We start from the raw sequence: 26801 nt of genomic DNA on the forward strand, positions 1-26801 counted from the left end.
AGAGTGCAGAGCGTGGAATCAGAAGTCAGTCCAGTCGAACTCGTTCATGACCCGCGCACGCTGCACGACGACCCGTTGCTGGACGGTCTGCTGGCGCTCTGCATGCTGCATCAGAAGCCGGCCAGCGCGGCGATGCTCACCACCGGCCTGCCGCTACCCAAGCAACGGCTGAGCGTCGAATTATTGTCGCGTGCGGCGGCCCGTGCCGGTTTGCAAGGCCGGGTGCTGCAACGCAAGCTCGAGCAAATTCCGACCATCGCCATGCCGGCGCTGTTGCTGCTCAAGGACGGTCGCAGCGCCGTGCTGCTGGGCTGGAGCGGCGACGATCAGGCGCGGCTGCTGCTCAGTGAAAGCGATGGTGGTGAGGTTACCGTCAGTCGCGAGCTGCTGGCCGATGACTACATTGGCAAGGTCTTCTTTGCCCAGCCGCAGCATAAATTTGACGTGAACCACGGCACGCTGATTCCTCGGGCGCGCTCGTGGTTTCGCGACACCCTCAAGCGATCCCGCTGGCTGTACGCCGACGCCATCGCCGCCAGCCTGCTGATCAACATCATCGCCATGGCCGCGCCGCTGTTCGTGATGAACGTCTACGACCGCGTGGTGCCGAACCAGGCCGAATCGACCCTGTGGGTGCTGGCCGTCGGTATCACCGGCGCCTATGTGTTCGACCTGATCCTCAAGATGCTGCGCAGCCTGTGCCTGGACCTGGCCGGCAAGAAAACCGACCTGATCATTTCGGCGACGCTGTTCGAGCGCATCGTCGGCATGTCCATGAAATACCGTCCGGCGCGGGTCGGCAGCTTTGCCCAGAACATCCATGAGTTCCAGAGCCTGCGGGACTTCCTGGCCTCGCTGACCCTCACCAGCCTGATCGATCTGCCGTTCACCTTGCTGATCTTCATGGTCATCGCGATTATCGGCGGGCATCTGGTGTGGATTCCGGTGCTGGCGTTCCCGATTGCCCTATTGATTGGCTATGCCTTGCAGAAGCCCCTGGTGGCAACCATGGAGCGCACCATGGCCTTGGGCGCCGAGCGTCAATCCAGCCTGATCGAAACCTTGGCTGGCCTGGACGCAGTGAAGGTCAACAACGCCGAGAGCGAGCGCCAGTACCAGTGGGAACAGACCATCGGCACTCTCAGCCGCCTCGAACTGCGGGTGAAGATGCTGTCCGGCCTGGCGATGAACATCACCTTGCTGATCCAGCAACTGGCCGGCGTGGTCATGATCGTCTTTGGCGTGTACCTGATCATCGCTGGCAACCTGAGCATGGGGGGGCTGGTTGCCTGCTACATGCTCAGCGGCCGCGCCCTCAGCCCATTGGCTTCGCTGTCGGGCCTGCTGACCCGCTACCAGCAGGCGCGGGTGACCATGACCTCGGTCGACCAGATGATGGAGCTGCCCCAGGAGCGCAATTTCGACGAGCGTCCGCTGAGCCGTAAGGTCTTGCAAGGCGCCGTCGAATGCCGTCAGTTGAATTTCACCTACCCGAACCAGCAGAACGCGGCGCTGAAGAACATCAACCTGGTGATCAAGCCGGGCGAGAAAATCGGCATCATCGGCCGCAGCGGTTCGGGCAAGAGCTCCCTGGCCAAGTTGCTGGTGGGCTTGTACCAGCCGGACGACGGCGCGTTGCTGGTGGACGGCGTGGACATCCGCCAGATCGACGTCAGCGAGCTGCGCTACAACATTGGCTACGTACCCCAGGACATCCAACTGCTGGCCGGTACCCTGCGGGACAACCTGACCTCCGGCGCCCGTTACGTCGAAGACGAGCTGGTGCTCCAGGCCGCGGAACTGGCGGGCGTGCATGAGTTCGCGCGCCTGCATCCGCAAGGCTATGAGCTGCAGGTCGGCGAGCGCGGACAGAACCTGTCCGGCGGCCAGCGCCAGAACGTCGCCCTGGCCCGCGCATTGCTGCTCAACCCACCCATCCTGTTGCTGGACGAGCCCACCAGCGCCATGGACAACACCGGTGAAGAACGCTTGAAACAGCGCCTGGCCGCCGTGGTGGAGAACAAGACGGTACTGCTGGTGACGCACCGAGCGTCCTTGCTGTCGCTGGTGGATCGCCTGCTGGTGATCGACCGTGGACAGATTCTCGCCGACGGCCCGAAAGCCGCTGTCATGGAAGCGTTGAAGAAGGGGCAGATCAGTGTTGCTTAAATCCGGTTTGAAGGGTGCCGTGGGCCGCTATTTCAAAGGCTCCGACTCGCTGCACGGGCAACCGCTGCCCGAAGTCAACAAGGCCCTGATCGAAGACGCCCCACGGGTGGTGCGCCTGACCATCTGGGGAATCATCGGCTTCTTTGTATTCCTCGGGTTGTGGGCTAACTTCGCTGTGATCGACGAAGTGACCAAGGGCGACGGCAAGGCGATTCCATCGTCCAAGATCCAGAAAATCCAGAACCTGGAAGGCGGGATCGTCGCCGAGCTGTTCGTCAAGGAAGGGCAGATTGTCGAGGCCGGCGCGCCGTTGATTCGTTTGGATGACACACGGTTTGTCTCCAACGTCGGCGAAACCGAGGCTGACCGCCTGTCCATGCTGTTGCGGGTCGAACGCCTGAGCGCCGAGGTCGATGATCGACCGCTGAATTTCCCGGCCGATGTGCTCAAGGCGGTGCCGGGCCAGGCGGCCAGCGAAGAGTCGCTGTACATCAGCCGCCGTCAGCAGCTGCACGATGAAATCGGCGGCTTGCAGGAACAGTTGATCCAACGTCAGCAAGAGCTGCGCGAGTTCGTGTCCAAGCAGGCGCAGTACCGTTCCGGCCTGGCGCTGCAACGCCAGGAAATCAACATGTCCGAGCCGCTGGTGGCCCAGGGTGCGGTATCGCCAGTGGAAGTGCTGCGGCTCAAGCGCGCCGAAGTCGAAACCCGCGGGCAACTGGACGCCACGACGCTGGCAATCCCCCGCGCCGAATCGGCGATCAAGGAAGTGCAGCGCAAGATCGACGAGACCCGCGGTAAATTCCGCAGCGAAGCCCTGACCCAGCTCAACGAGGCCCGCACCGACCTGAACAAGGCCCAGGCCACTGGCAAAGCCCTGGAGGATCGGGTGAGCCGGACCCTGGTGACATCGCCGGTACGCGGCATCGTCAACAAGTTACTGGTGAACACCATCGGCGGGGTGATCCAGCCCGGTAGCGACCTGGTGGAAATCGTGCCGCTGGACGACACCATTCTGGTGGAAGCGAAAATCCGTCCCCAGGACATTGCCTTCCTGCACCCCGGCCAGAGCGCCACGGTGAAATTCACGGCGTACGACTACACCATCTACGGCGGGCTGAAAGCCAAGCTGGAACAGATCGGTGCCGATACCATCACCGATGAAGACAAGAAAACCACCTACTACATCATCAAGCTGCGCACCGAACGCAGCCACCTGGGCACCGATGAAAAGCCGCTGCTGATCATCCCCGGCATGGTCGCGTCGGTGGACATCATCACCGGCAAGAAAACCGTGCTCAGCTACCTGCTCAAGCCCATCATCAAGGCCCGGGCCGAGGCGTTGCACGAGCGCTAGCGTCGGCGCTAGTTGATCATTCCCACGCTCCGCATGGGAATGATCAAGTGCTTTATTCCTGTGGGAGCGAGCTTGCTCGCGATGGCGGTGTCTCAGCGACAGATAAGTACCTGACCTGACGCCATCGCGAGCAAGCTCGCTCCCACGGTTTTTAACGACTTCGCTAAACGCCATATCGTTATTCACTAACGGTATTTAAATTCCAATTCTTATACCTTTAAAGTCATCCCCCTGCGTACCTGCCGACCAATCGGCGCGCCGCACGACACAAACCGACACGGGACCTCCGTGAGTTTTTGATCGACGCGCGCCTGTAGAGCGCGCTGTGCGTGGGAGTGATGTATGCCAGCCGTCTCTTATTCTCCAGATTCACCTACCGCGAACATTGCGCCGCAGTCGTTCGAAATCCGCCCGTTCCGCGATGCCGTAGGCGCCGAGATTGTTGGCTTGGACTTGTCCCGACCGGTCAATGACCAGGACTTCGCCCGCATCCACCGTGCGCACCTCGACTATCACGTCGTGGTGTTCCGCGAGCAGCGCATCACCCCTGAACAACAGATCGCCTTCAGCCGCCGTTTCGGCGTGCTGCAAATCCATGTGCTCAAGCAGTTCCTGCTGGCTGGGCATCCGGAGATCCTCATCGTCTCCAACATCATCGAAAACGGCCAATCCATCGGCCTGGGGGATGCGGGCAAGTTCTGGCACTCCGACCTTTCCTATAAAGAACTGCCCAGCCTCGGCTCAATGCTTCACGCCCAAGAGCTGCCGAGCGAAGGCGGCGACACACTGTTCGCCGACATGCACAAGGCCTGGGACGGTCTGCCCGAAGCCTTGCGTAAAGCGGTTGAAGGCCGTTCGGCGGCGCATTCCTACACGGCGCGCTACAGCGAGACCAAATTCGAAGGCAACTGGCGCCCGACGCTGACGCCGGAGCAACTGGCCCAAGTCGCCGAAGTGGTGCATCCGATCGTGCGCACCCACCCGGAAACCGGGCGCAAGGCGTTGTTCGTCAGCGAGGGGTTCACCACCCGCATCGTCGGGCTGCCGGAGGATGAGAGCAACGCACTGCTGGCCCAGTTGTATGCCCACAGCGTGCTGCCCCAGAACATCTATCGCCATCAATGGCAGCCCCATGACTTGGTGTTCTGGGACAACCGCTCGTTGATCCACTTGGCCGCCGGTTGCCCGAGCCATCTGCGCCGCAAGCTGTATCGCACCACCATCCAGGGCGACGCCCCTTTCTGATCGGCTGCGCCTCGTGCACAGAGCCCGGAGAATCACCATGTCCAAACGCATTGCTTTTGCACCGCTGGCCGCCGCCATCGGCCTGGGGTTCAGTTTGCTGGCCGGCAGCCTGGTCGCGCCCGCCAGTGCCCACGCCGAGGGTGAGATTCGTATCGCCGAACAATTCGGCATCGTTTACTTGCTGCTCAACGTGGTTCGCGATCAACAGTTGATCGAAAAACATGGCAAGCAGGAAGGCATCGACATCAAGGTCGACTGGACCCAGTTGTCCGGCGGCGCGGCCGTCAACGATGCGTTGCTGTCGGGCTCCATCGACATTGCCGGGGCCGGTGTCGGGCCGTTGCTGACCATCTGGGACCGCACCCGTGGCAAGCAGAACGTCAAGGCGGTGGCTTCCCTGGGCAACTTTCCCTATTACCTGTTGAGCAACAACCCCAAGGTCAAGACCATCGCCGACTTCACCGAGCAGGACCGCATCGCGGTGCCGGCGGTGGGCGTTTCGGTGCAGTCGCGGTTCCTGCAATACGCTGCCGCGAAGCAGTGGGGCGACAAGGATTTCAATCGCCTGGACAAGTACACCTTGGCGGTTCCGCACCCGGACGCCACGGCGGCGTTGATTGCCGGTGGCACCGAGTTGACCGGGCATTTCTCCAACCCGCCTTTCCAGGATCAGGCCCTGCAAAATCCCAGCGTTCACGTGGTGCTCAACTCCTACGACGTGCTTGGGCCGAATTCGCCGACGGTGCTGTTCGCCACCGAGAAATTCCGCGATGAAAACCCGAAAACCTACAAGGCGTTCGTCGAGGCGCTGACCGAAGCGGCCGAGTTCGCCCAGAAGGACAAGGGCGCGGCGGCGGACACCTACCTGCGAGTGACCAAAGCCAAGATCGAACGGGCGACCTTGCTGAAGATCATCGATAACCCGCAGATCGAATTCACCGTCACCCCGAAAAACACCTACCCGCTGGCCGAATTCCTTTTCCGCGTTGGCGCGATCAAGAACAAACCTGCGTCATGGGAAGACTATTTCTTCCAGGACGCCAAACCGTTGCAGGGGAGCTGATCGTCATGAACGCGCGTTTGCAAGGCCACGCGGCCAGCAACCCCACTCGCACCGGCACTGCGTTGTTGTCGGTGGATAACGTCAGCCTGGAATACCGCACCCCGCAGCGGGTGGTGCGGGCCACACATCAAGTGAGTTTCGAAGTCGACCCGGCGGATCGTTTTGTACTGCTCGGCCCGTCCGGTTGCGGCAAGTCCACCTTGCTCAAGGCGATTGGTGGTTTCATCGCCCCCTGCGAAGGCGAGATTCGCTTGCAGGGGCAAACCGTCAGCGCGCCGGGGCCGGACCGGATCGTGGTGTTCCAGGAATTCGACCAACTGCCGCCGTGGAAAACCGTCAAGCAGAACGTGATGTTCGCACTGTTGGCGTCGGGCACGCTCAAGCGTCGCGAGGCCGAGGAGCGGGCACTGCATTATCTGGACAAGGTCGGCCTGGCGGCGTTTGCCGATGCCTATCCCCACACTTTGTCTGGAGGCATGAAGGCCCGCGTCGCGATTGCCCGGGCGTTGGCGATGCAACCGAAAATCCTGCTGATGGACGAACCCTTCGCTGCCCTCGATGCCCTGACCCGACGCAAGATGCAGGAAGAATTGCTGCTGCTTTGGGAAGAGGTGCGTTTTACCTTGCTGTTCGTCACTCACTCCATCGAAGAGGCATTGGTGGTAGGTAATCGCATCCTATTGCTGTCACCGCACCCGGGACGAGTTCGGGCGGAAATCCACAGCCATCAATACGACTTGCACAGCCTCGGCGGCGTGGGGTTCCAGCATACGGCGCGGCGCATCCACGGGCTGCTATTCAATGAAGGCCAGCCGCTTGAAGCCGAGCGCGAGCTGGATTTCACCGATATTCGTATCGCGTACTAAGGGGAACGTTTCATGAGCCAATTATCACCTGCGCGCGAAGAATACGAAGTCGACCTGCAACCGTTGACCCATGTACCGCTGGAGCGAGAGCTACCCCTCGGCCAGCGCCTCTGGCAACAGGGCTGGCTGCGTAAAGGCCTGATCCTGTTGCTGCTGGCGGTGCTGTGGGAGAGTGTGGCGCGGTATCAGAACAATGACCTGCTGCTGCCGGGCTTCCTGCAAACCGCCAGCGCCTTGTACGACGGTTTGCTCAGCGGCGAGTTGCTGGGCAAGGTGTGGATTTCCCTGGTGGTGCTGATCAAGGGCTACCTGCTGGGCATCGTCCTGGCGTTTGGCCTGACCACACTGGCCGTGTCGACCCAGTTCGGTCGCGACGTGCTCAGCACCCTGACGTCGATGTTCAACCCGTTACCGGCCATCGCCCTGCTACCGCTGGCGCTGCTGTGGTTCGGCCTGGGGCAGAACAGCCTGATTTTCGTGCTGGTGCATTCGGTGCTGTGGGCGTTGGCGTTGAATATGTACGCGGGTTTTCTCGGCGTGTCGGAAACGCTGCGTATGGCTGGGCGCAACTACGGGCTCAAAGGCTTGCGCTTTGTGTTGTTCATCCTGATCCCGGCCGCGCTGCCGTCGATCCTCGCCGGGTTGAAGATCGGCTGGGCGTTTGCCTGGCGTACCCTGATCGCCGCCGAGCTGGTGTTCGGCGCCACCAGTGGCAAGGGTGGCTTGGGTTGGTACATCTTCCAGAACCGTAATGAGCTGTACACCGACAAGGTGTTTGCCGGGTTGGCGGTGGTGATTTTGATTGGGTTGCTGGTGGAGAACCTGGTGTTTGATTCGCTGGAGCGGGTGACGGTGAAGCGTTGGGGGATGCAGCGCTGATCAGTACTCCTCGCCGCAGTTCGAGGTTCTGGGCTGACGTCATCGCAAGCTTGCTTGCGATGGCGATCTTCAATCCACCCAGGTCTCTCAACCTGACACTTGAACCTCAATCCGATCCCTGTGGCGAGGAATTGCTCCCGCTGGCTTGAGAAGCAGGCCTCTCTTTGAGCGGATTTTATTTATCGCTGCCCAGCCCATTAGCCAAGTAAAGCCCCCTGCATTTCCTTTAGACTGGCCGCCCTCAAGCAAGCCTTCAGGACATGGAATGCCAACCCCTCCCAGCACCCTTCGCAAAGCCCTGGTCGTTTGGTTATATGCCGCCGCCCTGATGCATCTGCTCGCCGGCGCTACGCTGACCTGGGCCGGTCATTCGGGCCTGTTCGATGGTTATCTGCAGAGCATCGAACAGGCTTTCTGGGGCGCCGACGTGGTGGTGCCCGCAACGGCCCGCATGCAGCAAGTCTGGTGGCTGGCCTTGTTCGGCGCCACGTTGCAAAGCTATGGGCTGTACATGCTCGCCCTCGTCCATATCGGTAATCGATTGAAGAGCGCCATGCCTTGGGGCTGGTTGATCGCCGGCATCGTGCTCTGGGCGCCCCAGGACATGTTGATTTCTGCCCAGGCCCGGGTCTGGTCGCACCTGTGGTTTGACGGCTTCGCACTGCTCGTATTACTGCCGCCGCTGCTCTGGCTCTATCGCCACGACCGCCGCATATCCCTGACTGACAACGCGTCGAGTGATTCAAACCATGCCTGACTTTTCACTGCTGGACTGGGCCATCACCCTGCTGATTGCCCAGGCGATCCTGGGTGCGCTGGATACCCTGTATCACCACGAACTCACCGTCGCGTTGCCCTATCGCCACAGTGCCCGGTTGGAATTGTCCATCCATGCCCTGCGCTCGTGCTTCTACGGGATCCTGTTCCTGGGCATTGCGCATTTGGCCTTTGAAGGCACGTGGGCGATTGTCATCGCCTTGTTGTTCGCCTTGGAGATCGGCCTGACGCTCTGGGACTTCGTGGTCGAAGACCGGAGCCGCAAGCTGCCGCCCATCGAACGCATCATGCACACGGTGCTGGCGGTCAACGGCGGTGCCTTCTTCGCGCTGTATGGTGTGCAACTGGCGCAGTGGTCGAGTTTGCCCACCGGCCTGAGTGCGATCGACCTGGGCTGGCGCGGTTGGCTGCTGACCTTGTTCGCCATCGGCGTCACGGCTTCGGGGATTCGTGACGGGTTGGCGGCCTTGCGCATGCAACGCGCGGGCAAGCCCGCCAACCCGTTTGCCGGTGGCGCCTACAAGCGCGTGCTGGTCACGGGTGGCACCGGGTTTATCGGTGAAACCCTGGTCAACCAACTGCTCGACGCCGGGCACACGGTCAGCGTATTGGCTCGCGATCCCTTGAAAGCGGCCTATCTGTTCGACGGCCGCGCCCGTTGCCTGCGTTCGCTAGGCAAACTGGGCCATGACGAAACCTTCGATGTGGTGATCAACCTGGCGGGCGCACCGGTTGCCGGCCCACGCTGGAGCCTTGCGCGTCAGGCGCAACTCATCGCCAGCCGGGTCAATACCACCGAGGCGTTGATGGCTTGGCTGAAGAACGCCCGGCACAAGCCTGCGTTGTGGGTCCAGGCCTCTGCCATCGGGTTTTACGGCGTGCGTGACGCCAGCGAAAGCCTCGATGAAAGCGCCACCCGAGGCGATGGCTTCATGGCCGAGCTCTGTGCGCGCTGGGAAGCCTCAGCGTTGCCCGCCACCGAGTTGGGTGTGCGTCAGGTGGTGATGCGCCTGGGCGTGGTGTTCGGGCCGGGCGGCGCATTGCTGCCGCTGCTGATTCCGTTTCGCCTGGGGTTCGGCGGGCGGATGGGCGATGGTCGGCAAATCATGAGTTGGGTGCACCGCGACGATGTGATTGCCGTCATCGCCCGCACCTTCGATGACGAAAGCCTGAACGGTACCTACAACCTGGTGGCGCCAGAAACGGTCAGCCAGGCGCTGTTCGCCGAAAGCGTCGGCAAGGTGCTCAAGCGCCCGGTGTGGTTCCACATCCCCGCCGCGCCGGTGCGCGCCCTGGCCGGCGAAATGGCCCAGTTGTTCTTCGACGGCCAACGTGTGCTGCCAAACCGTCTTGTCGAGGCGGGCTATACGTTCCGCTACCCGACACTCGACGCAGCCTTGCGCGACCTGGCCTGAGGAGCATCCATGAGCAAGCCGCGGATGTACCTGCTGGCCGGCAACGGTAGCGCCGCCGATTGGTGGGATGACGCGTTGCCGCACTTTGAACGCTACGACGTGGTGCCATTGGAGTTACCAGGCTTTGGCAATAACCCACAGGTCCCTTGCGAAGACTTGTCGGCCTACGCCCAGGCGTTGCTGGCGGCGACGGACAAGGGCAGCGCGATCATGGCGGTTGGCGTGAACGCCTTGCTGGTGCTGCATGCGCTGCAACGCCGGCCGGGGCACTTTTGCCGCAGTGTGTTGCTGGCGCCGGTGGGCGCGTTTTTGTGGCAGCGGCGACTGCCGGCGTTGATGTCGCCGTTGCCGATTCGCAAGACCATTCACTGGTTGCTCGCGAACAAGCCGACGCTGTTTGCCCACAAGTTTTCCCGCCAGACCTGGACGCCCGCGCACTACCAACGCATGGGCGCTGGATATGCCCGCTGCCGTGCCTTTGTGCCGCACTGGGATTTGGTGCGTGCCGACACCGCGTTGCCGTTACTGGAGTGGATCACCGACCCGGTCGAACTGGTGTGGGGCGATCAGGACAAGGTGCTGGGCGTCGAGCAGGCGGCGGCATGGTCGGCCATTCTTGCCCGTGCCGATTTGACCATCAACCTGAAACCCGGTTGGGGCCATTACCCGTGGATCGACTCACCCGCTGAATTCGCCGCGTGGTTGGAGTCCGGCGAACGTGGGTTCGTTGCGCACACCAAAGGCGGTCGCTTGCGTCTGGCGGCACTGGCTGGGCAGCCGGTGCCGGCGGCGCTGTCGCTCAACGATTGCCACGACCCGCGCTTGCCGAGCTTCCTGGACAGCCAGCCGAACGCAACCTGGGCAGTGCGCTCCTCCAGTTATGGAGAAGATCAGGCCGATGCGGCCAATGCCGGCTTGAGCACCACCTACCTGCGTGAGCCGACGGACAACGTGATGGCGCGCATCGCCGAGTTGAGTGCGGCAGGTGTCGAGGAAGTGGTGGTGCAGCGTTTCATCACGCCACGGCTGTCCGGGATTGCATTCGTGCGTCACCTGTCAGTTGAATTGGAATGGGTCGAAGGTCACCTGGAGTCGTTGGCCGATGGCATGGTGAGCCCGGAGCGGGCGATCATTTCCCGTCTCGGCGAGTCATGGAACAGCGGTGCATTCAAGCCAGCCCATGGCCTCACCGCCGAGGCGTTATGGCGGTTTCTCCAGGGCGTGTTGCGGGTCTTTCACTACGTGCCCGGCGACGTTGAATGGGCCTGGGACGGCACGCAACTGTGGCTGCTGCAGTACCGGCCGATCAGCGACTACGGTTGGCGCCGCCACCTGACCGCCGCCAACATCGCAGAGATCCTGCCGCCGCAGCCCAGCGTGTTGGTGGAGTACGCCCAGCGTCGTGCGGCGGCGAGCATCCCGGCGATCATGGCGCGTTGGGATTCACGGGTGTTGCAGGACAACGAGCCCTTCACGGCGGTGTTTGGCGGTGCTTCGTATATCAACAACGACCTGTTTCTCGCCCGCTTGGCCGACTGGGGCATCAGCGCCAGCAACTACGCCGGTGAGGTCGGTGGCGCCACCCCACATCTACCTTGGCGGCCCCTGCGCCTGCTGCGTTCGTTGCCGTTGTTCCTGCGTATGCAGCACATTGCGCGTGGTCATTTGCTGACGCTGGAAAACGGCTTGCAACGCTTCGACCGAGAGCTGTACGAACTGACCGGACAAGGCGCGGACGGTCAGCAACTGGCCGACTGGTTTACCCGCTTCTACGTGTTCGTGGTGCAGGGCAACCTGTGCATCGCGACGGCGTTGGCCAGCAGCGGCGGCGATCTGCTGGGGCGACCGCCGACTGCCTATGACGACCTTGAACACAGCCCCCATCGGCTGCCCTGGGAAACCGACCCGGCGACGCCACGCCCAGCACCGACCGAACTGCCATTGCAGGCCTTCCCCCAATGGTCCCTGGCGATTCGTATTGCCCATTCGACCGGCCTGCCGGGTTTGCGCGGTTACTACCTGCAAGTGCGCGAATGGTATCGCGACAACCTGATGCGAATCTTCTTTCGCCTGCACCACGCCATGCCGACGGGGGACCGGGCACAGTGGTTCGCGCCGCACCCGGACATTCGCAGCCGCGACGGCAGCTTCTGGCAGGACGGTCGTGAAGGCACCGAGCAGGCAAGCGGCTTTTTGATCTACCCGGGTCAGGCCCAAGGCATTTTGGGTGAAGACATTCTGCTGGAAGACACCCTCGACCCTGGCCGTCATGCCCACTATCAAAGCGCCCGGGCAGTGATTGCGCGCATGGGCGGGCGCTTGTCCCATGGCTCGACGCTACTGCGTGAACTGCGCAAACCTTCGGCGGTACTGCCTCAGGTTGATGTAGCTTGGTTGGGGCGTGAGGTGGTGTATTGCGATGGTGAGTTGAGGTTGGTGGAGTAGGCCTGCGCGATGTCTGTCGATCACAGAACCTGTGGCGAGGGAGTGCGTTCAGCTCAGGGGCTGTTCTCAATCCTCAGAAACGAAAAAACCGGCCGAGGCCGGTTTTTTCACCCCAACGGCCAGAGAACTTAATCTCTGCGTACGGGGTTGAGTGGGGTCATCTTAAGTGGAAGAGGCCGTGGGGGCAACGCTATAAGTGCTGATGTTAATCGACCTGTGGCGAGGGGATTTATCCCCTCGCCACAGGTCGAGTATGACCACCAGATTTCTCACCTCTCACGACCTCTCCCTTGACGCCCCCCACCGCTGTCGTAGACTCCGCCCATCCGTCAGGGAGTAACGGTCATGCGGCGTTTGAGTAGTTGGGTTGTAGGATTGGCCTTTGTAACGTGCGGGGTTCAGGCGCAAACGCCGGCTTCCGACGATCCGTTGCTTGAGAGCAACGTCTCGGCCAGTGCGTCGGGCAACGAGGCGCGAGGGGTGCTTCGGGCGCGGGATCAGGCGGTGCTGGCCAGCGAGTTGGCCGGGCGTATCGTCGAGTTGCCGTTCAGTGAGGGCGAGTCGTTCAAGAAGGGTGACACCCTGGCGCGGTTCGATTGCTCGGCGTATCAGGCCCAGCTCAATGCGGCCCAGGCGGCCAGCCGTGGTGCCGGTGAAGAGTTGGCGCATAACCGGCAATTGGCGGAATTGAAATCAGTCGGGCGGTTTGAAGTGTCGCGGGCCGAGGCCCGGCTCAACGAGACTCAGGCGCAGTCCCAGGTGTATCAGGTTCAGGTCAAGCGCTGCAGCGTGATCGCTCCGTTCGACGGGCAAGTGGTGGCGCGCAAGGTCCAGCGTTATGAGAGCGTGGCGGCCGGCGCGCCGTTGCTGGATGTGGTCGACAACCGCACCTTGGAGATCCATCTGCTGGTGCCGTCGCGCTGGATGAGCAGGCTCAAGCCCGGCCAGCCGTTCACGTTTATCCCCGATGAAACCGGCAAGCCATTGCAGGCAACGGTCAAGCGCCTGGGGGCGCGCATCGATGAGGGTAGCCAAACCCTGCTGCTGGTGGCGACCGTGCCGGATGCCAGCGGCTTGCTGTCCGGCATGAGTGGTACCGCGCGTTTCGCGGAGTCCAAGTGAACGCGCCGATAACGGGCAATGCCGAGCAGGTGTTTGCCCGCTTCCTCGACCTGGAACGCCAGACGCGGGCCGCGCGTACGCCGGCGCAGTTGAGCTACAGCCTGGTCAACGACGGCCAGGCCTTGTTCGGGTTTCGCCACGCTGCGTTATTGATCGCCGGTAAGGTCCAGGCCGTGACCGGCATCAGTGCCGTGGAACCGAATGCGCCGTTCGTGGCGTTCGTCGAGCAGGCGGTGGCGCAGTTGTTCAAACAGGGAGTGTTGAACCAGGCCCGGGTGATTAGCGCCGATCTGGTCAGCGAATCCATCCGGGTAGACTGGCGAAGCCTGTCGGCCGGCCAAGTATTCTGGCTGCCATTGATCGATCATCAGGGCCAGGTGTTCGGCGGTTTGTGGCTGGCCCGCGACCTGCCGTGGACTCCGCCCGAGCAAGTACTGCTATCGCAACTGGGCGACACCTACAGCCATGCCTGGCTGGCGCTGCAACCGCGCAAGCCGTGGCGCCTGCGTTGGACACGTAAGCGCCAGGTGGCCCTGGTGGCGGTGCTGTTGCTGGGTTTGTTGATTCCGGTGCGCCAGTCGGTGCTGGCCCCGGCCGAGGTGGTGCCGTTGGGCGGACAGGTGGTGGCGGCACCACTGGACGGGGTGATCGCCGAGTTCCTGGTCAAGCCCAACCAGGCCGTCAAGAACGGTGACCTGCTGCTGCGCTTCGAAAGCACTAGCCTCAAGGCCCAGGCCGATGTCGCCGAACGTGCGCTTGGTGTGGCTGAGGCGGAACTCAAGGCCAATTCCCAACGCTCCTTTGCCGATGCGGAGTCGAGTTCGAAGATCGATCTGCTGGCTGCCCGTGTCGAACAGAAACGCGCCGAGCGCAACTACGCGCTTGAATTGCTCAAGCGCAGCGAAGTACGTGCCGAGCGCGACGGCATTGCGGTGTTCGCCGATGCCGAACGCTGGCTCGGTAAACCGGTGCAGACCGGCGAGCGGTTAATGGAAATCGCCGACCCGAACCAGGCCGAGTTGCGTATCGAGCTGGCGGTGGGCGATGCGATTGCCCTGGCGCCCGGAGCGCAAGTGGCGCTGTTTCTCGACAGCGACCCGTTGCAACGGCACCTGGCCTGGCTCGAGCGTTCGGCCTACGAGGCGCAACCCACCGCCGCCGGGCAGCTGGCGTATCGGTTGGATGCACGTTTCGATGCGACGGCGCCACGCATCGGCTTGCGAGGCACGGCGAAAATCTTCGGTGACCGCGCCCCGCTGGCGCTGTATCTGTTGCGTCGGCCACTGGCCGGGCTGCGCCAGAGCGTAGGCCTGTAGCATGGACTTGCCGAGCCTGCGGCCGGACCTGCAATTGTCCCCGGCGGCGTCGGACCCGGACGGTTCGCCCCAGTGGACCCTGGCTGACCCGGTGCGCGGGCGTTATTTCAAGCTTGGCGCGGCGGCGATGCGCATGTTGCGGCACTGGTCCCTTGGCGACCCGGAACAGGTGCTGCAAGCCGCGAACCGCGAGCCGGGCCTGCCGCTCAATGGCGAATCGCTGGAGCAGTTGCTGGGCTTTTTGCGCGGTCACGATCTGATCAGCGCGATGGACCCGCAACAGCGCGACAGCTATCAATTCAAGACCGCGGCCCAGCGCCAGAGCCTGTGGCAGATCCTGCTGCACCAATACCTGTTCTTTCGCATTCCATTGTGGCGACCGGACGCTTTTCTCAACCGCGCCTGGCCCTGGTTGGCGCGGTTTGGCCCGGGGATCCTGCGCTATGGCCTGCCGCTGACCCTGGGCCTGGGTATTTTCCTGGTGTCACGGGATTGGCAGCGCTTCGTCGCGACCTTTCCGCACCTGTTCAGCTTGGGCGGGGCGCTGGCGTTCGGGGTGGCGTTGTTCTTCGCCAAGCTGTGCCACGAATTCGGCCATGCCTTCATGGCCAAGCGCGCCGGGTGTCGTGTGCAAAGCATGGGCGTGGCGTTCATGGTGCTGTTGCCGATGTTCTATACCGACGTCAGCGATGCCTGGCGGATCAATGATCGCCGCGCGCGCTTGCTGATTGGCGCCGGTGGGGTCTTGGCCGAGCTGCTGCTGGCGTGCATCGCGTTGCTGGCCTGGTCGCTGCTGCCCGACGGGCCGGCGCGCACGGCGGCGTTCATGCTCGCCAGCGCCACGTGGATCACCACGCTGATCATCAATTTGAACCCGTTCATGCGCTTTGATGGCTACTTCCTGCTCAGCGATTTCTGGGGTGTGGATAACCTCCAGGGCCGCGCGTTCGCCTTGTGTCGCTGGCGTTTGCGCGAAGCCTTGTTCGGCTACGGCGCGGCAGCGCCGGAACCCTGGTCACCGAAGATGCGCCGCCGCTTGCTGGTGTGGGGGTACGGGTCCTGGTTGTGGCGCGCGGCGTTGTTTTTCGGCATTGCCCTGGCGGTCTATCACTTGTTCTTCAAGGTGCTGGGCATTTTCCTGATGTTGGTGGAGTTGGTGTGGTTCATCTTTATGCCCATTGTGAATGAGTGGCGGCAATGGTGGAGCCGGCGCGAGCAGGCCCATGGTCCGCGAGTGATGCTGACCGGGCTGGTATTGCTGGCATTGGTGTTGGCGTTGTTACTGCCCTGGCGCAGCGCCGTGGAAGTGCCGGCCATGCTCGAGGCCGGGCGTGCCAGTGCCTTGCATGCGCCAGTGGCGGCACGGGTCAAGCAGGTGAATGTGCACGACGGTCAAACCGTGGCCCAGGGCGATGTGCTGATTGAGCTGGAGTCGCCGGACATGGCCTCGCGCCTGACCATCGTGCGCCGGGAAATCGAGATCCAGCAGTTGCAGATGCGCCGTCAGGCCGGGCGCAGCGAAACCGCCGCCGATGCCGGCATCGTCGAGCAGCAATTGGCCGAAGCGGTGGCCGAATACCGGGGGCTGGTTGCCCAGCGTGAACGCCTGTTGCTGCGTGCGCCCCATGCCGGCCAGGTACGTGACTTGCTGCCGCAGTTGTCGGTGGGGCGCTGGTTGTCGCCCACGCAGTCGTTGGCGCGGGTGGTGCAGGCTGATTCGCGGTTGCGCGGGTACTTGACCGAAGCCGAGCTCTGGCGGGTCGGGCCGGGTGCTACGGGACGCTTCATCGCTGACGATCCGATGCACACCTCCATTGCCGTGCAACTGAATGAGATCGACACCAACGGCGTGGCCTGGGTCGAACAGCAGGCGTTGACGTCCGACCACCACGGGCCGATTGCTGTACGTCGCGATTCGCAACAACGGGCCGAGCCTGTGCAGGCGCAGTATGGCGTGCGTTTGAGTGCTGTTGACGACACGTCCGCTCCGGTGCAACCGCTGCGAGGTGTGGTGGTGTTGCAGGGGCAGGGTGAGTCGGTGCTGGGAGCGGCCTGGCGTCGGTTGGCGGCGTTGGGCGTCAGGGAAAGCGGGTTTTAAGGAGCGAGTATGAATTCAGTGGCGGCAGAGGGGTTGGTGGTGCGGCCATCGCAGGTCAGCGATGGGCCATTTTTGCAGAGTCTTTACCAGGCGGCGCGGCCAGACCTGCAATGGATCGACGGCGAGCACGAGCAAGTCCAGCAAGTGGTTGCCCAGCAATTCCAAGTGCAGGAGCAAGGGTTGGGCGAGAATTTCCCCAACGCCATGCATTACGTCGTGGAAAAACTCGGCACCGCTATTGGCGCCTTGAGCACTGATTTTGGTCCCAATGAAATCCGCGTGCTGTACCTGGCCTTCATCCCCCAGGCCCGTGGGAAAGGTTATGGTCGGGCGGTGCTGCAAGGGGTGCAGAAAGCCGCGCAACAGATCCGCTGCCCGGTGGCGACCGTGGTCTGGAGCAGCAACCCTCATGCTCGCCAGCACTATCTGGCGCTGGGTTTTGAAGTGCAGGAACGCAACCCGGCGGCGGAGCGGTTGGTTTGGTATCCGAAGGGGAACTGAGCAGTTTCTGGCTCGCCCGTTATCCATTGTGGGAGCGAGCTTGCTCGCGATAGCGGTGGGTCAGTTTGAAGTGATGTTAGCTGTGCCGCCGCCATCGCGAGCAAGCTCGCTCCCACAAAAGGATCATCAGTCTTTAGTTAAATGCGATGTAGAAATACCCCAGCGCCGGATCCCGTCCCATGGGCGGTATCCGCGACACGAACACCCCTTCTAGCCTGCCAAGTTCAGGTACTTGCAGCGCGCACAAGCCATCGACGAAATCGGTGCTTTCCAGGCTATTGAACTCCACACTGAACGGTATGCGTTCGGTGTTGGGCATCTTCGATCGCGGTGTTTCTTCGAGGCTCTCGATTCGCACCGGCAAAGAGCTGCCGTCGGGCAGGGTCAGGCTGCTGGTCTGGCCCAGCAGCGGTTGAAAATGGCGGCTATGAACCTGTTCCAGCATGTCGACACTCCAAAAAACGGAGGGCCGCAGCCCTCCGGCTGTTCATCAGTTACGAGACGGGAAGAGACCATTCAAGGCGACACTGAAGTTGATCGCCAGGAACGGGTTCATGATCGCCAGCGGCAAGCCGTTGCCCGCCGGGGAAATCGTGCCGTCGATGGTAGTGCTCACGCCCTTGACCGGTACCGGCGAGGCGCCTATCTGGTCGGAATAGATATTCGCCGCGCCCGGTCCGGTGCCCGAGGTGCCGATGAACGAGTTGGTGGCCGTTGGCGTATTCACCGGGTTGCTGGCCGGGTTCGCCAGTTGCAGGGTGGTGGAGGCGGTGAGTCCCGCCATAGTGTGAGTGTGGGTGGGCAGGTTGTTGAGCGTCGGGGTGACGTTTTCGGTGCCGGCGACTTCGCCGATGACCCGCTGCGTCAGGCCCAGGCCGCTGCCTTGCCCCAAGAGCATGCGGCCTTGCAGATTGGGGAGCATGAAGTTGGTGGTGCCGTTGCCTCCGTAGTATGTGCCGAGCAAGGAGAACAACGCCTGGTACTGGGAAATGCCGAGTGTCTGCCCGTTGCACAGTGCCCACCCATTGGGGGCGAAGTTAAAGGCGAACGGCTGGATGGTGCCCATAAAGACTTCCATAGATTCCTCATCCCTTCAGATTGTTTAGTTGGCAATGCCGACAGGGTCCAAGGGAGAGGATTGCGATCAGCCCGACTTCTTCACTCCCTGGCCTGGTCACGCACGGCTGAGCGTAGACCGGGATGTTTGATTCTGCAGGTTGGAAGGGAGGAAAAATGCTGCCGATTGGCTTAATCGATTCAGGTTCGTATTGCGCCTATACCGTCCATCTTTTTTACAGATTCGGATGAATTTGATATCAAAGTACTACTAGGCGGCGATTGTTTCCTCGGCTACGCTTTGCGCTACAAAGGGACTACATACGGTGAAGGGATTGTCGCAGTTTCACTTTATTTCCGGTTTACCGCGGTCGGGGTCAACCCTGCTTTCTGCCATTTTGCTGCAGAATCCGCGCTTCCATGCCGGCATGACCAGCCCCGTCGGTTCGCTGTTCAGCAGCGTCCTGCAGCAATGCAGTGCCGGCAGTGAGTTCGGCTCGGTGATCGACACCGACCTGCGTCGCCGCCTATTGCGCGGACTCTTCGATTCCTACTACGCCGACAAAGCCGATAAACCTGTCATCTTCGATACAAACCGTCAGTGGTGCGCGCGCCTGCCGGCCTTGCACGACCTGTTTCCTCAAGCCAAGACCATCGCTTGTGTGCGCAACGTCGCCTGGGTACTCGACAGCCTGGAGCGGCTCTACCGCGCCAATCCGTTCGAGAACACCAAGTTGTTCAACGACGATGACGAGCGCAACACCGTCTACAGCCGCTGCGAAACCCTCGCCCAGCGCAACCGCCTGGTGGGATTTGCCTGGACGGCGCTCAAAGAGGCCTATTACGGCGAGAACGCCGAGTCCCTGTTGATCGTTGATTACGACCTGCTGAGCCAGGCGCCTGAGCGGGTGATGCGACTGGTGTACGAATTCATCGGTGAGCCCTGGTTCGAGCACGATTTCAATCATTTGACCTACGACGCCCCGGCCTTCGATCAGGCCCTGGGCGTTGCCGGCCTGCACAAGGTCAAGCCCAAGGTCGCGCCGCAAGCCCGGCGGACCTTGCTGCCGCCGGATCTGTTTGAAAAGTATGCCGAGTTGTCGTTCTGGCGCGATGGTTCCGCCAGCGCTGCCAATGTCATTCGTATGAAAACCGACGCCGCGACCAGCTGATCGCGGTTTTTTTCATTTGCGTGTTCAAGAAGTTCGAGTCCAGGTGATCGTCATGTGGTGGAGCAAAGCTAAGTCGCGGGTAACCGAGGGCGCACAGGCCCTGGCATCGCCAATGATCATGTCCCTGGAGCCGCGAATGCTGTTCGACGGCGCGGTGGCCGCTACCGTGGCCGAGGCCGCGCAACCGGACGCCCATCCCACTGCCGATGCAGGCAAGACACCCACGGCTGACCAGGCTTCCGACACCCATGCACCGCAGGGGCAGGTCGACGCTACCCAGGCCGCCGTGCCGGGCAAGACCGTGGTATTTGTCGATTCCCGGGTCAAGGATTCCGCCAGTCTGCTCGAAGGCGTCGCGCCCGGTACCCAGGTCGTGCAGCTGGATGCTACCAAGGACGGCTTGCAGCAGATCGCCGATTACCTGGACACCCACCAAGGCATCAGCTCGGTGCAGATCATCGCCCACGGCAACGCTGGTGATCTGTGGCTGGGCAACAGCTACTTGTCGGCGGACAACGTCCAGGCCCGCAGCGACGTGCTGGCGCAGATCGGCCAGGACATGAACGCCGGTGGCGATATCCTGATCTACGGTTGCTACACCGCTGAAGGGGAACGTGGCCTCAGTCTGGTCGATTCATTGGCGCAGTTGACCGGCCGCGATGTGGCGGCGTCCAACGACCGCACCGGCCTCGGCGGCGACTGGGACCTGGAAATCGCCACGGGCAATATCGAAAGCGCCAACGTGCTCTCGGCCAACGCCATGAGCGACTACCAATGGGGCCTGGCCACCTGGACGGCCACCAACAACCTCAATTCGGGTGTCGGTTCTTTGCGCGCCGCCCTGACCTCGGCGCAGAACGGCGACATCGTCACCTTCAATACCAGCATGACCGTCGCGCTGACCCAGGTGTTGGACGTCAATAAAAACGTCACCATCGATGGTGATCTCAACAACGATAACGTGGCCGACGTCACCCTCGACGGGCAATACCGTACCCAGATTATCAACGTGACAGCCGGGACGACGGCAACCCTCGATGGGCTGGTGATCACCCGGGGCATGACGGCGGGCAACGGCGGCAATGGTGGCGACGATGCACTGGTGTCCAAGGGCGGTGGTATCTACAACGCCGGCACCTTGACCCTGCGCAACGTAACGGTCACCGCGAACGCCGCTTCTGGCGGTGGCGGCGGTGGTGGTGTGACCCCGCAATACGCCGGTGGTGGCGGTGGCGGTGGCGGCGCGATCACTGGCGGTACCGGCGGCAAGGGTGGCGACACCCTCAACGCCACGGGCTCTAACGGCTCGGCTGGGCAGGGCGGTGCCGGTGGTGGCTTCTTCAACATGGGCGGGCGTGGCGGCTCCTCCGCCGGTGGGGCTGGCGGTTCCGCGTATCCGGGCTATAGCACCGGCTCCGCGGGCGGTACGGCCACCAGCGGTGGGCTGTCCATCGGCGGCGGTGGTGGCGGCGACGGCTATAACGATATTGGCGGCGCCGGTGGCGGAGCGGTCGGCGGTATTTATAACGATACCGGCGCGACCCTGCGGATCATTGGCAACTCGGTGATTTCCAACAACGTCGGCGCGGGCGGCGGCGGTGGGGGCGGTGGTGCCGGTGGCGGCTACAACCACACGGGCGGTGCCGGTGGTGTCGGTGTCGGGGCCATCTGGAACAAAGGCTCGATCCTGATCACCGCCGCCAACTTCGCCGCCTTGGCCGGCAACGTCGGTGGCAGTGGCGTGGGTGGCACGAGTGCGGGTACCGCTGGTGTTTCGCCGGCGTCGGTGTCCAACGTCTACGGCGATGGCGGCACCATCAACACCAACTATGTGCCGGACGAGACGCCGCCCACCGCGACCGTCGTGGTGGCCAATACCAGCCTGAACTCCGGCGCTACGTCGACGGTGACCATCACCTTCTCCGAGGCCGTGACTGGCCTCACCGCAGCAGACCTGACGGTGCAGAACGGTAGCGTCGGCACCTTCACCAGTGGCGACGGCGGCATTACCTGGATCGGTACGCTGACCGCGGCCAGCAACATCGCCGATACCACCAACGTCATCACCCTCAATAACACGGGCGTTGCCGACCTGGCCGGCAACGCTGGCGTGGGCACCACCGACTCGAACAATTACGTGGTCAACGACACCGTGGCGCCCACAGCGTCCATCGTGGTGGCCGACACCGCTCTCAAGGTTGGTGAAACCTCGCTGGTGACCATCACTTTCTCCGAGGCCGTCAGTGGGTTTACCACCGCTGACTTGACGGTGGCCAACGGCTCGCTCAGCGGCCTGAGCAGCAGCGACGGCGGTATCACCTGGACGGCAACCCTGACCCCGGACGCGGCCATTACTGACACCACCAATCTGGTGATCCTCAACAACACCGGCGTTGCGGACTTGAGTGGCAACGCTGGCGTGGGTACCACCAACTCCAACAACTACGCTATCGACACCCTGCGTCCGACCGCGACGATCGTGGTAGCTGACACCGCGTTGAGTGTCGGCGAAACTTCGCTGGTGACCATCACCTTCAACGAGGCGGTGAGTGGTTTCACCACTGCCGACCTGACGGTCGCCAATGGCACGGTTACCGGCCTGAGCAGCGGCGACGGCGGTATTACCTGGACCGGCACGCTCACGCCAAGTGCCAGCGTCAGCGACACCACCAACCTGATCACCCTGGATAACACCGGCATTGCCGACTTGTCTGGAAACACCGGCAGCGGTACCACCGACTCGAACAACTACGCGATCGACACGCTACGCCCCACCGCCACCATCGTGGTGGCCGATACCGCGCTGAGGATCGGCGAAACCTCGCTGGTGACGATCACCTTCAGCGAGGCCGTGACCGGTTTCACTCTGGCCGACATGACCGTGGCCAACGGCAGCCTGAGTGGGCTGAGCAGCAGCGACGGCGGGATCACCTGGACCGCGACGCTCACCCCGAGCGCCAGTATCACCGATGCCACCAACCTGATCGTTCTGGCCAATACCGGCATTGTGGACGCGGCCGGCAACACCGGCACCGGTACCACCAGCTCCAACAACTATGCCGTCGACACCCAGCGTCCGACCGCTACTATCGTCGTGGCCGACAATGCCTTGAGCGTTGGCGAAACCTCCCAGGTAACCATCACCTTCAACGAAGCGGTGACAGGCTTTACCACCGCCGACCTGACGGTCGCCAACGGTACAATCACCGGATTGAGCACCGGCGATGGCGGCATTACCTGGACCGGCACGCTTACGCCAAGTGCCAGCGTCAGCGACACCACCAACCTGATCACCCTGGATAACACCGGGGTTGTGGACTCGGCGGGCAACGCTGGCAGCGGGACCACCGACTCGAACAACTACGCCATCGATACCGCGCGCCCGACCGCCACCATCGTGGTCGCCGATACGGCCATTGCCGTAGGCGAAACCTCGCTGGTGACCATCACCTTCAACGAGGCGGTGACCGGCTTTACCCTGGCCGACCTGACCGTGGCCAACGGCAGCCTGAGCGGGCTGAGCACCAGCGACAACATCACCTACACCGCGACCTTCACGCCCAGCGCTGGCATCAGCGATGCCACCAACCTGATCACGCTCAATAACACGGGCGTGGTGGATGGCGCGGGCAATACCGGCAGCGGTACCACCGACTCCAACAACTACGTCGTCGACACGCTGCGCCCGACCGCGACCATCGTGGTCGCCGATACGGCACTGAGTGTCGGTGAAACCTCGCTGGTCACCATCACTTTCTCCGAAGCGGTGACGGGTTTCGACAATTCCGACCTGAGCGTCGCCAACGGTACGCTGAGTGCGGTCAGCAGCAGTGATGGTGGCATCACCTGGACGGCCACCTTCACCCCGGCCCTCGGGGTCAGCGACACGTCCAACGTCATCACCCTGAACAACACCGGGGTCAGCGATGCGGCGGGCAACAGCGGTTCCGGCACCACCAACTCCAACAACTACCAGGTCGACACCAACGTTCCGACGGCGACCATCGTGATTGCCGATAGCACGCTGAGTATCGGCGAGACCTCACTGGTCACCGTGACGTTCAACTCGGCGGTCAGCGGCTTCGACAATTCGGACCTGACCGTCAGTAACGGCACACTCAGCACCATGAGCAGCACCGACGGCGGCGTGACCTGGACAGCCACGTTCACGCCGAGCGCGAGCATTTCCGATACCAGCAACGTGATCACCCTGGACAATACCGGCTTGATCAACGGCGCGGGCAACGCGGGCGTGGGCACCACCGATTCGAACAACTACGTCGTCGACACCGTACGTCCAACGGCGACCATTGTCGTCGCCGACACGGCCATTGCCGCTGGCGAAACCTCGTTGGTGACCATCACCTTCAGCGAGGCCGTGACGGCGTTCACCAGTGCCGACCTGACGGTCGCCAACGGTGTGATCTCGGGGCTGAGCAGCAGCGACGGCGGCATCACCTGGACCGCAACCTTCACGCCGACCGCGGGTATCAACGACACCAGCAATGTCATCGCGCTCAATAGTGGTGGCATCGTTGACTTGGCGGGCAACTTCAATGTCGGCACCACCGACTCGAATAACTATGCCATCGACACCGTGCGCCCAACGGCGACCATCGTCATGGCCGATTCCAGCCTCAGTGTCGGCGAAACCTCGCTGGTGACCATCACCTTCAGCGAGGCGGTGACCGGTTTCACCAACGCTGACCTGAGCGTTGCCAACGGCACCCTCAGTACTGTCAGCAGCAGCGATGGCGGCCTGACCTGGACCGCGGTCTTTACCCCGACCCTCGGCGTGCGGGATACGTCCAACCTGATCGTCCTGGACAACACCGGCGTGAGTGACGCGGCGGGCAATACCGGAACCGGCACGACCAACTCGGCCAACTACGCTATCGACACGCAGGTGCCGACGGCGACCATCGTAGTGGCCGATACATCCCTGGGCATCGGTGAAACCAGCCTCGTGACCATCACCTTCAACGAAGCGGTGAGCGGTTTCGACAACAGCGACCTGACCATCAGCAACGGCACGTTGAGCAACGTGTCGTCTTCCGACGGCGGCGTCACCTGGACGGCCACGTTCACCCCGAGCGCGAGCATTGCCGATACCAGCAACCTGATCACCCTGGACAATACCGGTGTCATCAACGTCTCAGGCAACGCCGGCGTCGGCACCACCGATTCGAACAACTATGCCGTCGATACCGTGCGTCCAACGGCGACCATCGTCGTGGCCGACACGGCCATTGCCGCGGGTGAAACCTCGTTGGTGACCATCACTTTCAACGAGGCCGTGACCGGTTTCACCGACGCCGACCTGACCGTTGCCAACGGCACGCTCAGTGGGTTGAGCAGCAGCGACGGCGGTATCACCTGGACCGCGACCTTTACGCCAACCACTGGCATCACTGATGCCAGCAACGTCATCACCCTCGCCAATAGCGGCGTCGCCGACCTGGCGGGCAACGCCGGCAGCGGCACCACCGATTCGAACAACTACAGCGTCGACAGCCAGCGTCCGACCGCCACCATCGTGCTGAGCGATTCGGTGTTGAAACCGGGTGAAACTGCCCAGGTGACCATCACGTTCAGCGAGGCGGTGACCGGTTTCAGCAACGCTGACCTGAGCGTCGCCAACGGCACGTTGAGCGCAGTCAGCAGCAGCGATGGCGGCCTGACCTGGACCGCGACCTTCACGCCGACCCTGGGCGTGACCGACGCCAGCAACCTGATCACCCTGGACAATACCGGCGTGAGCGACGCGGCTGGCAATACCGGGACAGGCACGACCGACTCGGCCAACTATGTGGTCGAGACGCAGGTACCGACGGCTACGATCGTGGTGGCCGACAACGCACTCAAGGTGGGGGAAACCTCACTGGTGACCATCACCTTCTCGGAAGCGGTCAGCGGGTTCGACAATGCCGACCTGAGTGTCAGCAATGGCACGTTGAGCAACGTCTCGTCCACCGATGGCGGTGTGACCTGGACGGCCACGTTTACCCCGGCAAGCAACATCACCGACACCAGCAACCTGATCAGCCTGGACACCAGTGGGGTGGTCAATGTCTCGGGGAACAGCGGTGTCGGCGTGGTGGACTCCAACAACTACGCGATCGACACGGTTCGCCCTGGCGCCACCATCACTGTGGGTGACACCACCCTGGGCATCGGCCAGAGCACGACGGTGACTATCAGCTTCACCGAGGCGGTGTCCGGTTTCGACTTGTCGGATCTGAGTGTCGCCAATGGCGTATTGTCCAATCTTGCCAGCAATGATGGCGGCCTGACCTGGACCGCGACCTTGACGCCAACTGCCGGCGTCAACGATGCCACCAACCTGATCCTGCTCGACGCCAGCACTGTGCAGGACATCGCCGGCAACGCCGGCGTGGGTATTGCGATCTCTGCCAACTACGCCCTCGACGCCACCCGGCCGATCGCGACCATCGTGGTCGCCGACCCGAACCTGACGGTGGGCGAGACGACCCAGGTGACCTTCACCTTCAGCGAAGCAGTGACGGATTTTGACTTGTCGGACCTCAGCGTCACCAACGGTGAACTGACCAACCTGACCACCAGCGACGGTGGCAGGACCTGGACGGCGACATTCACCCCAACGGTGAATCTCACCGACCCTAGCAACTTCATCGCCCTGGACACCAGCAACGTCAGCGACCTGTCGGGCAACGCCGGGGCCAGCGTGGCGGTGTCGAACAATTATGCGATCGATACCGTGGTGCCCAACGATGTGAAGCCGCCGCCGGAGTTCCTGACATCGGACCCTGTGACGGTCATTCCACCGTCCGAGGTGCCGTTGCAGCCAATTGTCTTCACGCCACCGACGGGCGACCTTGGCACGCCGCTGGGCTTCCCGCCACTGTTCGAACAACGGGACGTGGGCGGTGGCCTTCGGCCGATAGGGGATATTTTCATCAACCGTGGCGAATTGGCGCCGAGCTATATCGCCCAGGTTTTCAGCAGCGACGCCGCGGGTGATGGCTCCGGCCAAGGCTTCCTGGGCTTTGGTGGTGGCGATGGCGGGGTGTTTGGCAGCAGTACCATCTCGGGCCTGTTCAATCGCGACACCGGTTCCGAAAGTGAATCGATGGACGCCTTTGGCAGCCAGTCGATGCAGGGCGGCGATGGTTCCCAAGGCGCGCGCGGGCTGTTCGGCGCGCCGACCCTGGGCCAGCAGCTGGAGCACCTCAAGAACATGGAGCAACGTCAGGTCGACGGCTTGGCAATGGCTTTACAGCAGGTCGGCATCAGCCAAGTGCAGGCCTGAGAACTCTAAAAATATAGTGGGCAGCCAGG

17 protein-coding genes are annotated in these 26801 nt (G+C 62.5%); 15 read left to right on the plus strand and 2 right to left on the minus strand.

Annotated elements, in window-relative coordinates:
- Positions 1 to 12: 12 nt before the first annotated feature.
- The 13 genes from J9870_RS00885 to J9870_RS00945 all read left to right on the plus strand — a co-directional run bounded on the left by J9870_RS00885 (position 13) and on the right by J9870_RS00945 (position 17253).
- The gene (locus J9870_RS00885; RefSeq protein WP_210642287.1) at positions 13 to 2169 is read left to right on the plus strand and encodes a type I secretion system permease/ATPase; all 2157 of its coding nucleotides are present in this window, start codon (positions 13 to 15) and stop codon (positions 2167 to 2169) included.
- Positions 2159 to 3526, plus strand: coding sequence for an HlyD family type I secretion periplasmic adaptor subunit (locus J9870_RS00890; RefSeq protein WP_210642288.1), 1368 nt, complete (start codon positions 2159 to 2161; stop codon positions 3524 to 3526). The genes J9870_RS00885 and J9870_RS00890 overlap by 11 nt, the downstream gene beginning before the upstream one ends.
- A gap of 342 nt (positions 3527 to 3868) precedes the next feature.
- The gene (locus tag J9870_RS00895; RefSeq protein WP_210642289.1) at positions 3869 to 4771 is read left to right on the plus strand and encodes a TauD/TfdA family dioxygenase; all 903 of its coding nucleotides are present in this window, start codon (positions 3869 to 3871) and stop codon (positions 4769 to 4771) included.
- A 37-nt stretch (positions 4772 to 4808) separates the two neighbouring features.
- Positions 4809 to 5834: an ABC transporter substrate-binding protein gene (locus J9870_RS00900; RefSeq protein WP_210642290.1), complete on the plus strand. Its 1026-nt coding sequence runs from the start codon at positions 4809 to 4811 to the stop codon at positions 5832 to 5834.
- Positions 5835 to 5839: 5 nt separating this feature from the next.
- Positions 5840 to 6700 (plus strand): ABC transporter ATP-binding protein, encoded by an 861-nt coding sequence (locus J9870_RS00905; protein WP_210642291.1) that lies wholly within the window; start codon positions 5840 to 5842, stop codon positions 6698 to 6700.
- Positions 6701 to 6712: 12 nt separating this feature from the next.
- Entirely contained in the window at positions 6713 to 7579 is an 867-nt protein-coding gene (locus J9870_RS00910) for an ABC transporter permease (protein WP_210642292.1), read from the plus strand.
- 265 nt (positions 7580 to 7844) lie between these two features.
- Positions 7845 to 8336 (plus strand): cell division protein, encoded by a 492-nt coding sequence (locus J9870_RS00915; protein ID WP_210642293.1) that lies wholly within the window; start codon positions 7845 to 7847, stop codon positions 8334 to 8336.
- Positions 8329 to 9771, plus strand: a complete 1443-nt coding sequence (locus J9870_RS00920) for a TIGR01777 family oxidoreductase (RefSeq protein ID WP_210642294.1) — start codon at positions 8329 to 8331, stop codon at positions 9769 to 9771. The genes J9870_RS00915 and J9870_RS00920 overlap by 8 nt, the downstream gene beginning before the upstream one ends.
- 9 nt (positions 9772 to 9780) lie before the next feature.
- Complete coding sequence (locus tag J9870_RS00925) at positions 9781 to 12216, plus strand: alpha/beta fold hydrolase (protein WP_210642295.1); 2436 nt, start codon at positions 9781 to 9783, stop codon at positions 12214 to 12216.
- A 345-nt stretch (positions 12217 to 12561) separates the two neighbouring features.
- A complete protein-coding gene (locus J9870_RS00930; protein WP_210642296.1) occupies positions 12562 to 13338 on the plus strand; it encodes an efflux RND transporter periplasmic adaptor subunit in 777 nt (258 codons plus the stop codon).
- Positions 13335 to 14654 (plus strand): HlyD family efflux transporter periplasmic adaptor subunit, encoded by a 1320-nt coding sequence (locus tag J9870_RS00935; RefSeq protein WP_210642297.1) that lies wholly within the window; start codon positions 13335 to 13337, stop codon positions 14652 to 14654. The genes J9870_RS00930 and J9870_RS00935 overlap by 4 nt, the downstream gene beginning before the upstream one ends.
- 1 nt (position 14655) lies before the next feature.
- The gene (locus J9870_RS00940) at positions 14656 to 16752 is read left to right on the plus strand and encodes a biotin/lipoyl-binding protein (protein ID WP_210642298.1); all 2097 of its coding nucleotides are present in this window, start codon (positions 14656 to 14658) and stop codon (positions 16750 to 16752) included.
- A 9-nt stretch (positions 16753 to 16761) separates the two neighbouring features.
- Complete coding sequence (locus J9870_RS00945) at positions 16762 to 17253, plus strand: GNAT family N-acetyltransferase (protein WP_210642299.1); 492 nt, start codon at positions 16762 to 16764, stop codon at positions 17251 to 17253.
- Positions 17254 to 17386: 133 nt separating this feature from the next.
- Here J9870_RS00945 and J9870_RS00950 read toward each other — a convergent pair whose 3' ends face one another.
- Positions 17387 to 17698 (minus strand): hypothetical protein, encoded by a 312-nt coding sequence (locus J9870_RS00950; protein ID WP_210642300.1) that lies wholly within the window; start codon positions 17696 to 17698, stop codon positions 17387 to 17389.
- A 45-nt stretch (positions 17699 to 17743) separates the two neighbouring features.
- Complete coding sequence (locus J9870_RS00955; RefSeq protein WP_210642301.1) at positions 17744 to 18331, minus strand: tail fiber protein; 588 nt, start codon at positions 18329 to 18331, stop codon at positions 17744 to 17746.
- Between the two features lie 304 nt (positions 18332 to 18635).
- Here J9870_RS00955 and J9870_RS00960 point away from each other — a divergent pair, with 304 nt between their 5' ends.
- A complete protein-coding gene (locus J9870_RS00960; RefSeq protein ID WP_210642302.1) occupies positions 18636 to 19481 on the plus strand; it encodes a sulfotransferase in 846 nt (281 codons plus the stop codon).
- Positions 19482 to 19533: 52 nt separating this feature from the next.
- Complete coding sequence (locus J9870_RS00965) at positions 19534 to 26772, plus strand: Ig-like domain-containing protein (RefSeq protein ID WP_210642303.1); 7239 nt, start codon at positions 19534 to 19536, stop codon at positions 26770 to 26772.
- Positions 26773 to 26801 lie beyond the last annotated feature (29 nt).

Source organism: Pseudomonas sp. Tri1 (genome assembly GCF_017968885.1).
Taxonomy (GTDB): domain Bacteria; phylum Pseudomonadota; class Gammaproteobacteria; order Pseudomonadales; family Pseudomonadaceae; genus Aquipseudomonas.

Bases quoted from the DNA above. Each gene is read 5' to 3' on its own strand.
- J9870_RS00965 (WP_210642303.1), top strand. From the start codon at position 19,534: ATGTGGTGGAGCAAAGCTAAGTCGCGGGTAACCGAGGGCGCACAGGCC.
- J9870_RS00940 (WP_210642298.1), top strand. From the start codon at position 14,656: ATGGACTTGCCGAGCCTGCGGCCGGACCTGCAATTGTCCCCGGCGGCG.
- J9870_RS00895 (WP_210642289.1), top strand. From the start codon at position 3,869: ATGCCAGCCGTCTCTTATTCTCCAGATTCACCTACCGCGAACATTGCG.
- J9870_RS00905 (WP_210642291.1), top strand. From the start codon at position 5,840: ATGAACGCGCGTTTGCAAGGCCACGCGGCCAGCAACCCCACTCGCACC.
- J9870_RS00950 (WP_210642300.1), bottom strand. From the start codon at position 17,698: ATGCTGGAACAGGTTCATAGCCGCCATTTTCAACCGCTGCTGGGCCAG.
- J9870_RS00945 (WP_210642299.1), top strand. From the start codon at position 16,762: ATGAATTCAGTGGCGGCAGAGGGGTTGGTGGTGCGGCCATCGCAGGTC.
- J9870_RS00910 (WP_210642292.1), top strand. From the start codon at position 6,713: ATGAGCCAATTATCACCTGCGCGCGAAGAATACGAAGTCGACCTGCAA.
- J9870_RS00925 (WP_210642295.1), top strand. From the start codon at position 9,781: ATGAGCAAGCCGCGGATGTACCTGCTGGCCGGCAACGGTAGCGCCGCC.
- J9870_RS00920 (WP_210642294.1), top strand. From the start codon at position 8,329: ATGCCTGACTTTTCACTGCTGGACTGGGCCATCACCCTGCTGATTGCC.
- J9870_RS00955 (WP_210642301.1), bottom strand. From the start codon at position 18,331: ATGGAAGTCTTTATGGGCACCATCCAGCCGTTCGCCTTTAACTTCGCC.
- J9870_RS00915 (WP_210642293.1), top strand. From the start codon at position 7,845: ATGCCAACCCCTCCCAGCACCCTTCGCAAAGCCCTGGTCGTTTGGTTA.
- J9870_RS00900 (WP_210642290.1), top strand. From the start codon at position 4,809: ATGTCCAAACGCATTGCTTTTGCACCGCTGGCCGCCGCCATCGGCCTG.
- J9870_RS00930 (WP_210642296.1), top strand. From the start codon at position 12,562: ATGCGGCGTTTGAGTAGTTGGGTTGTAGGATTGGCCTTTGTAACGTGC.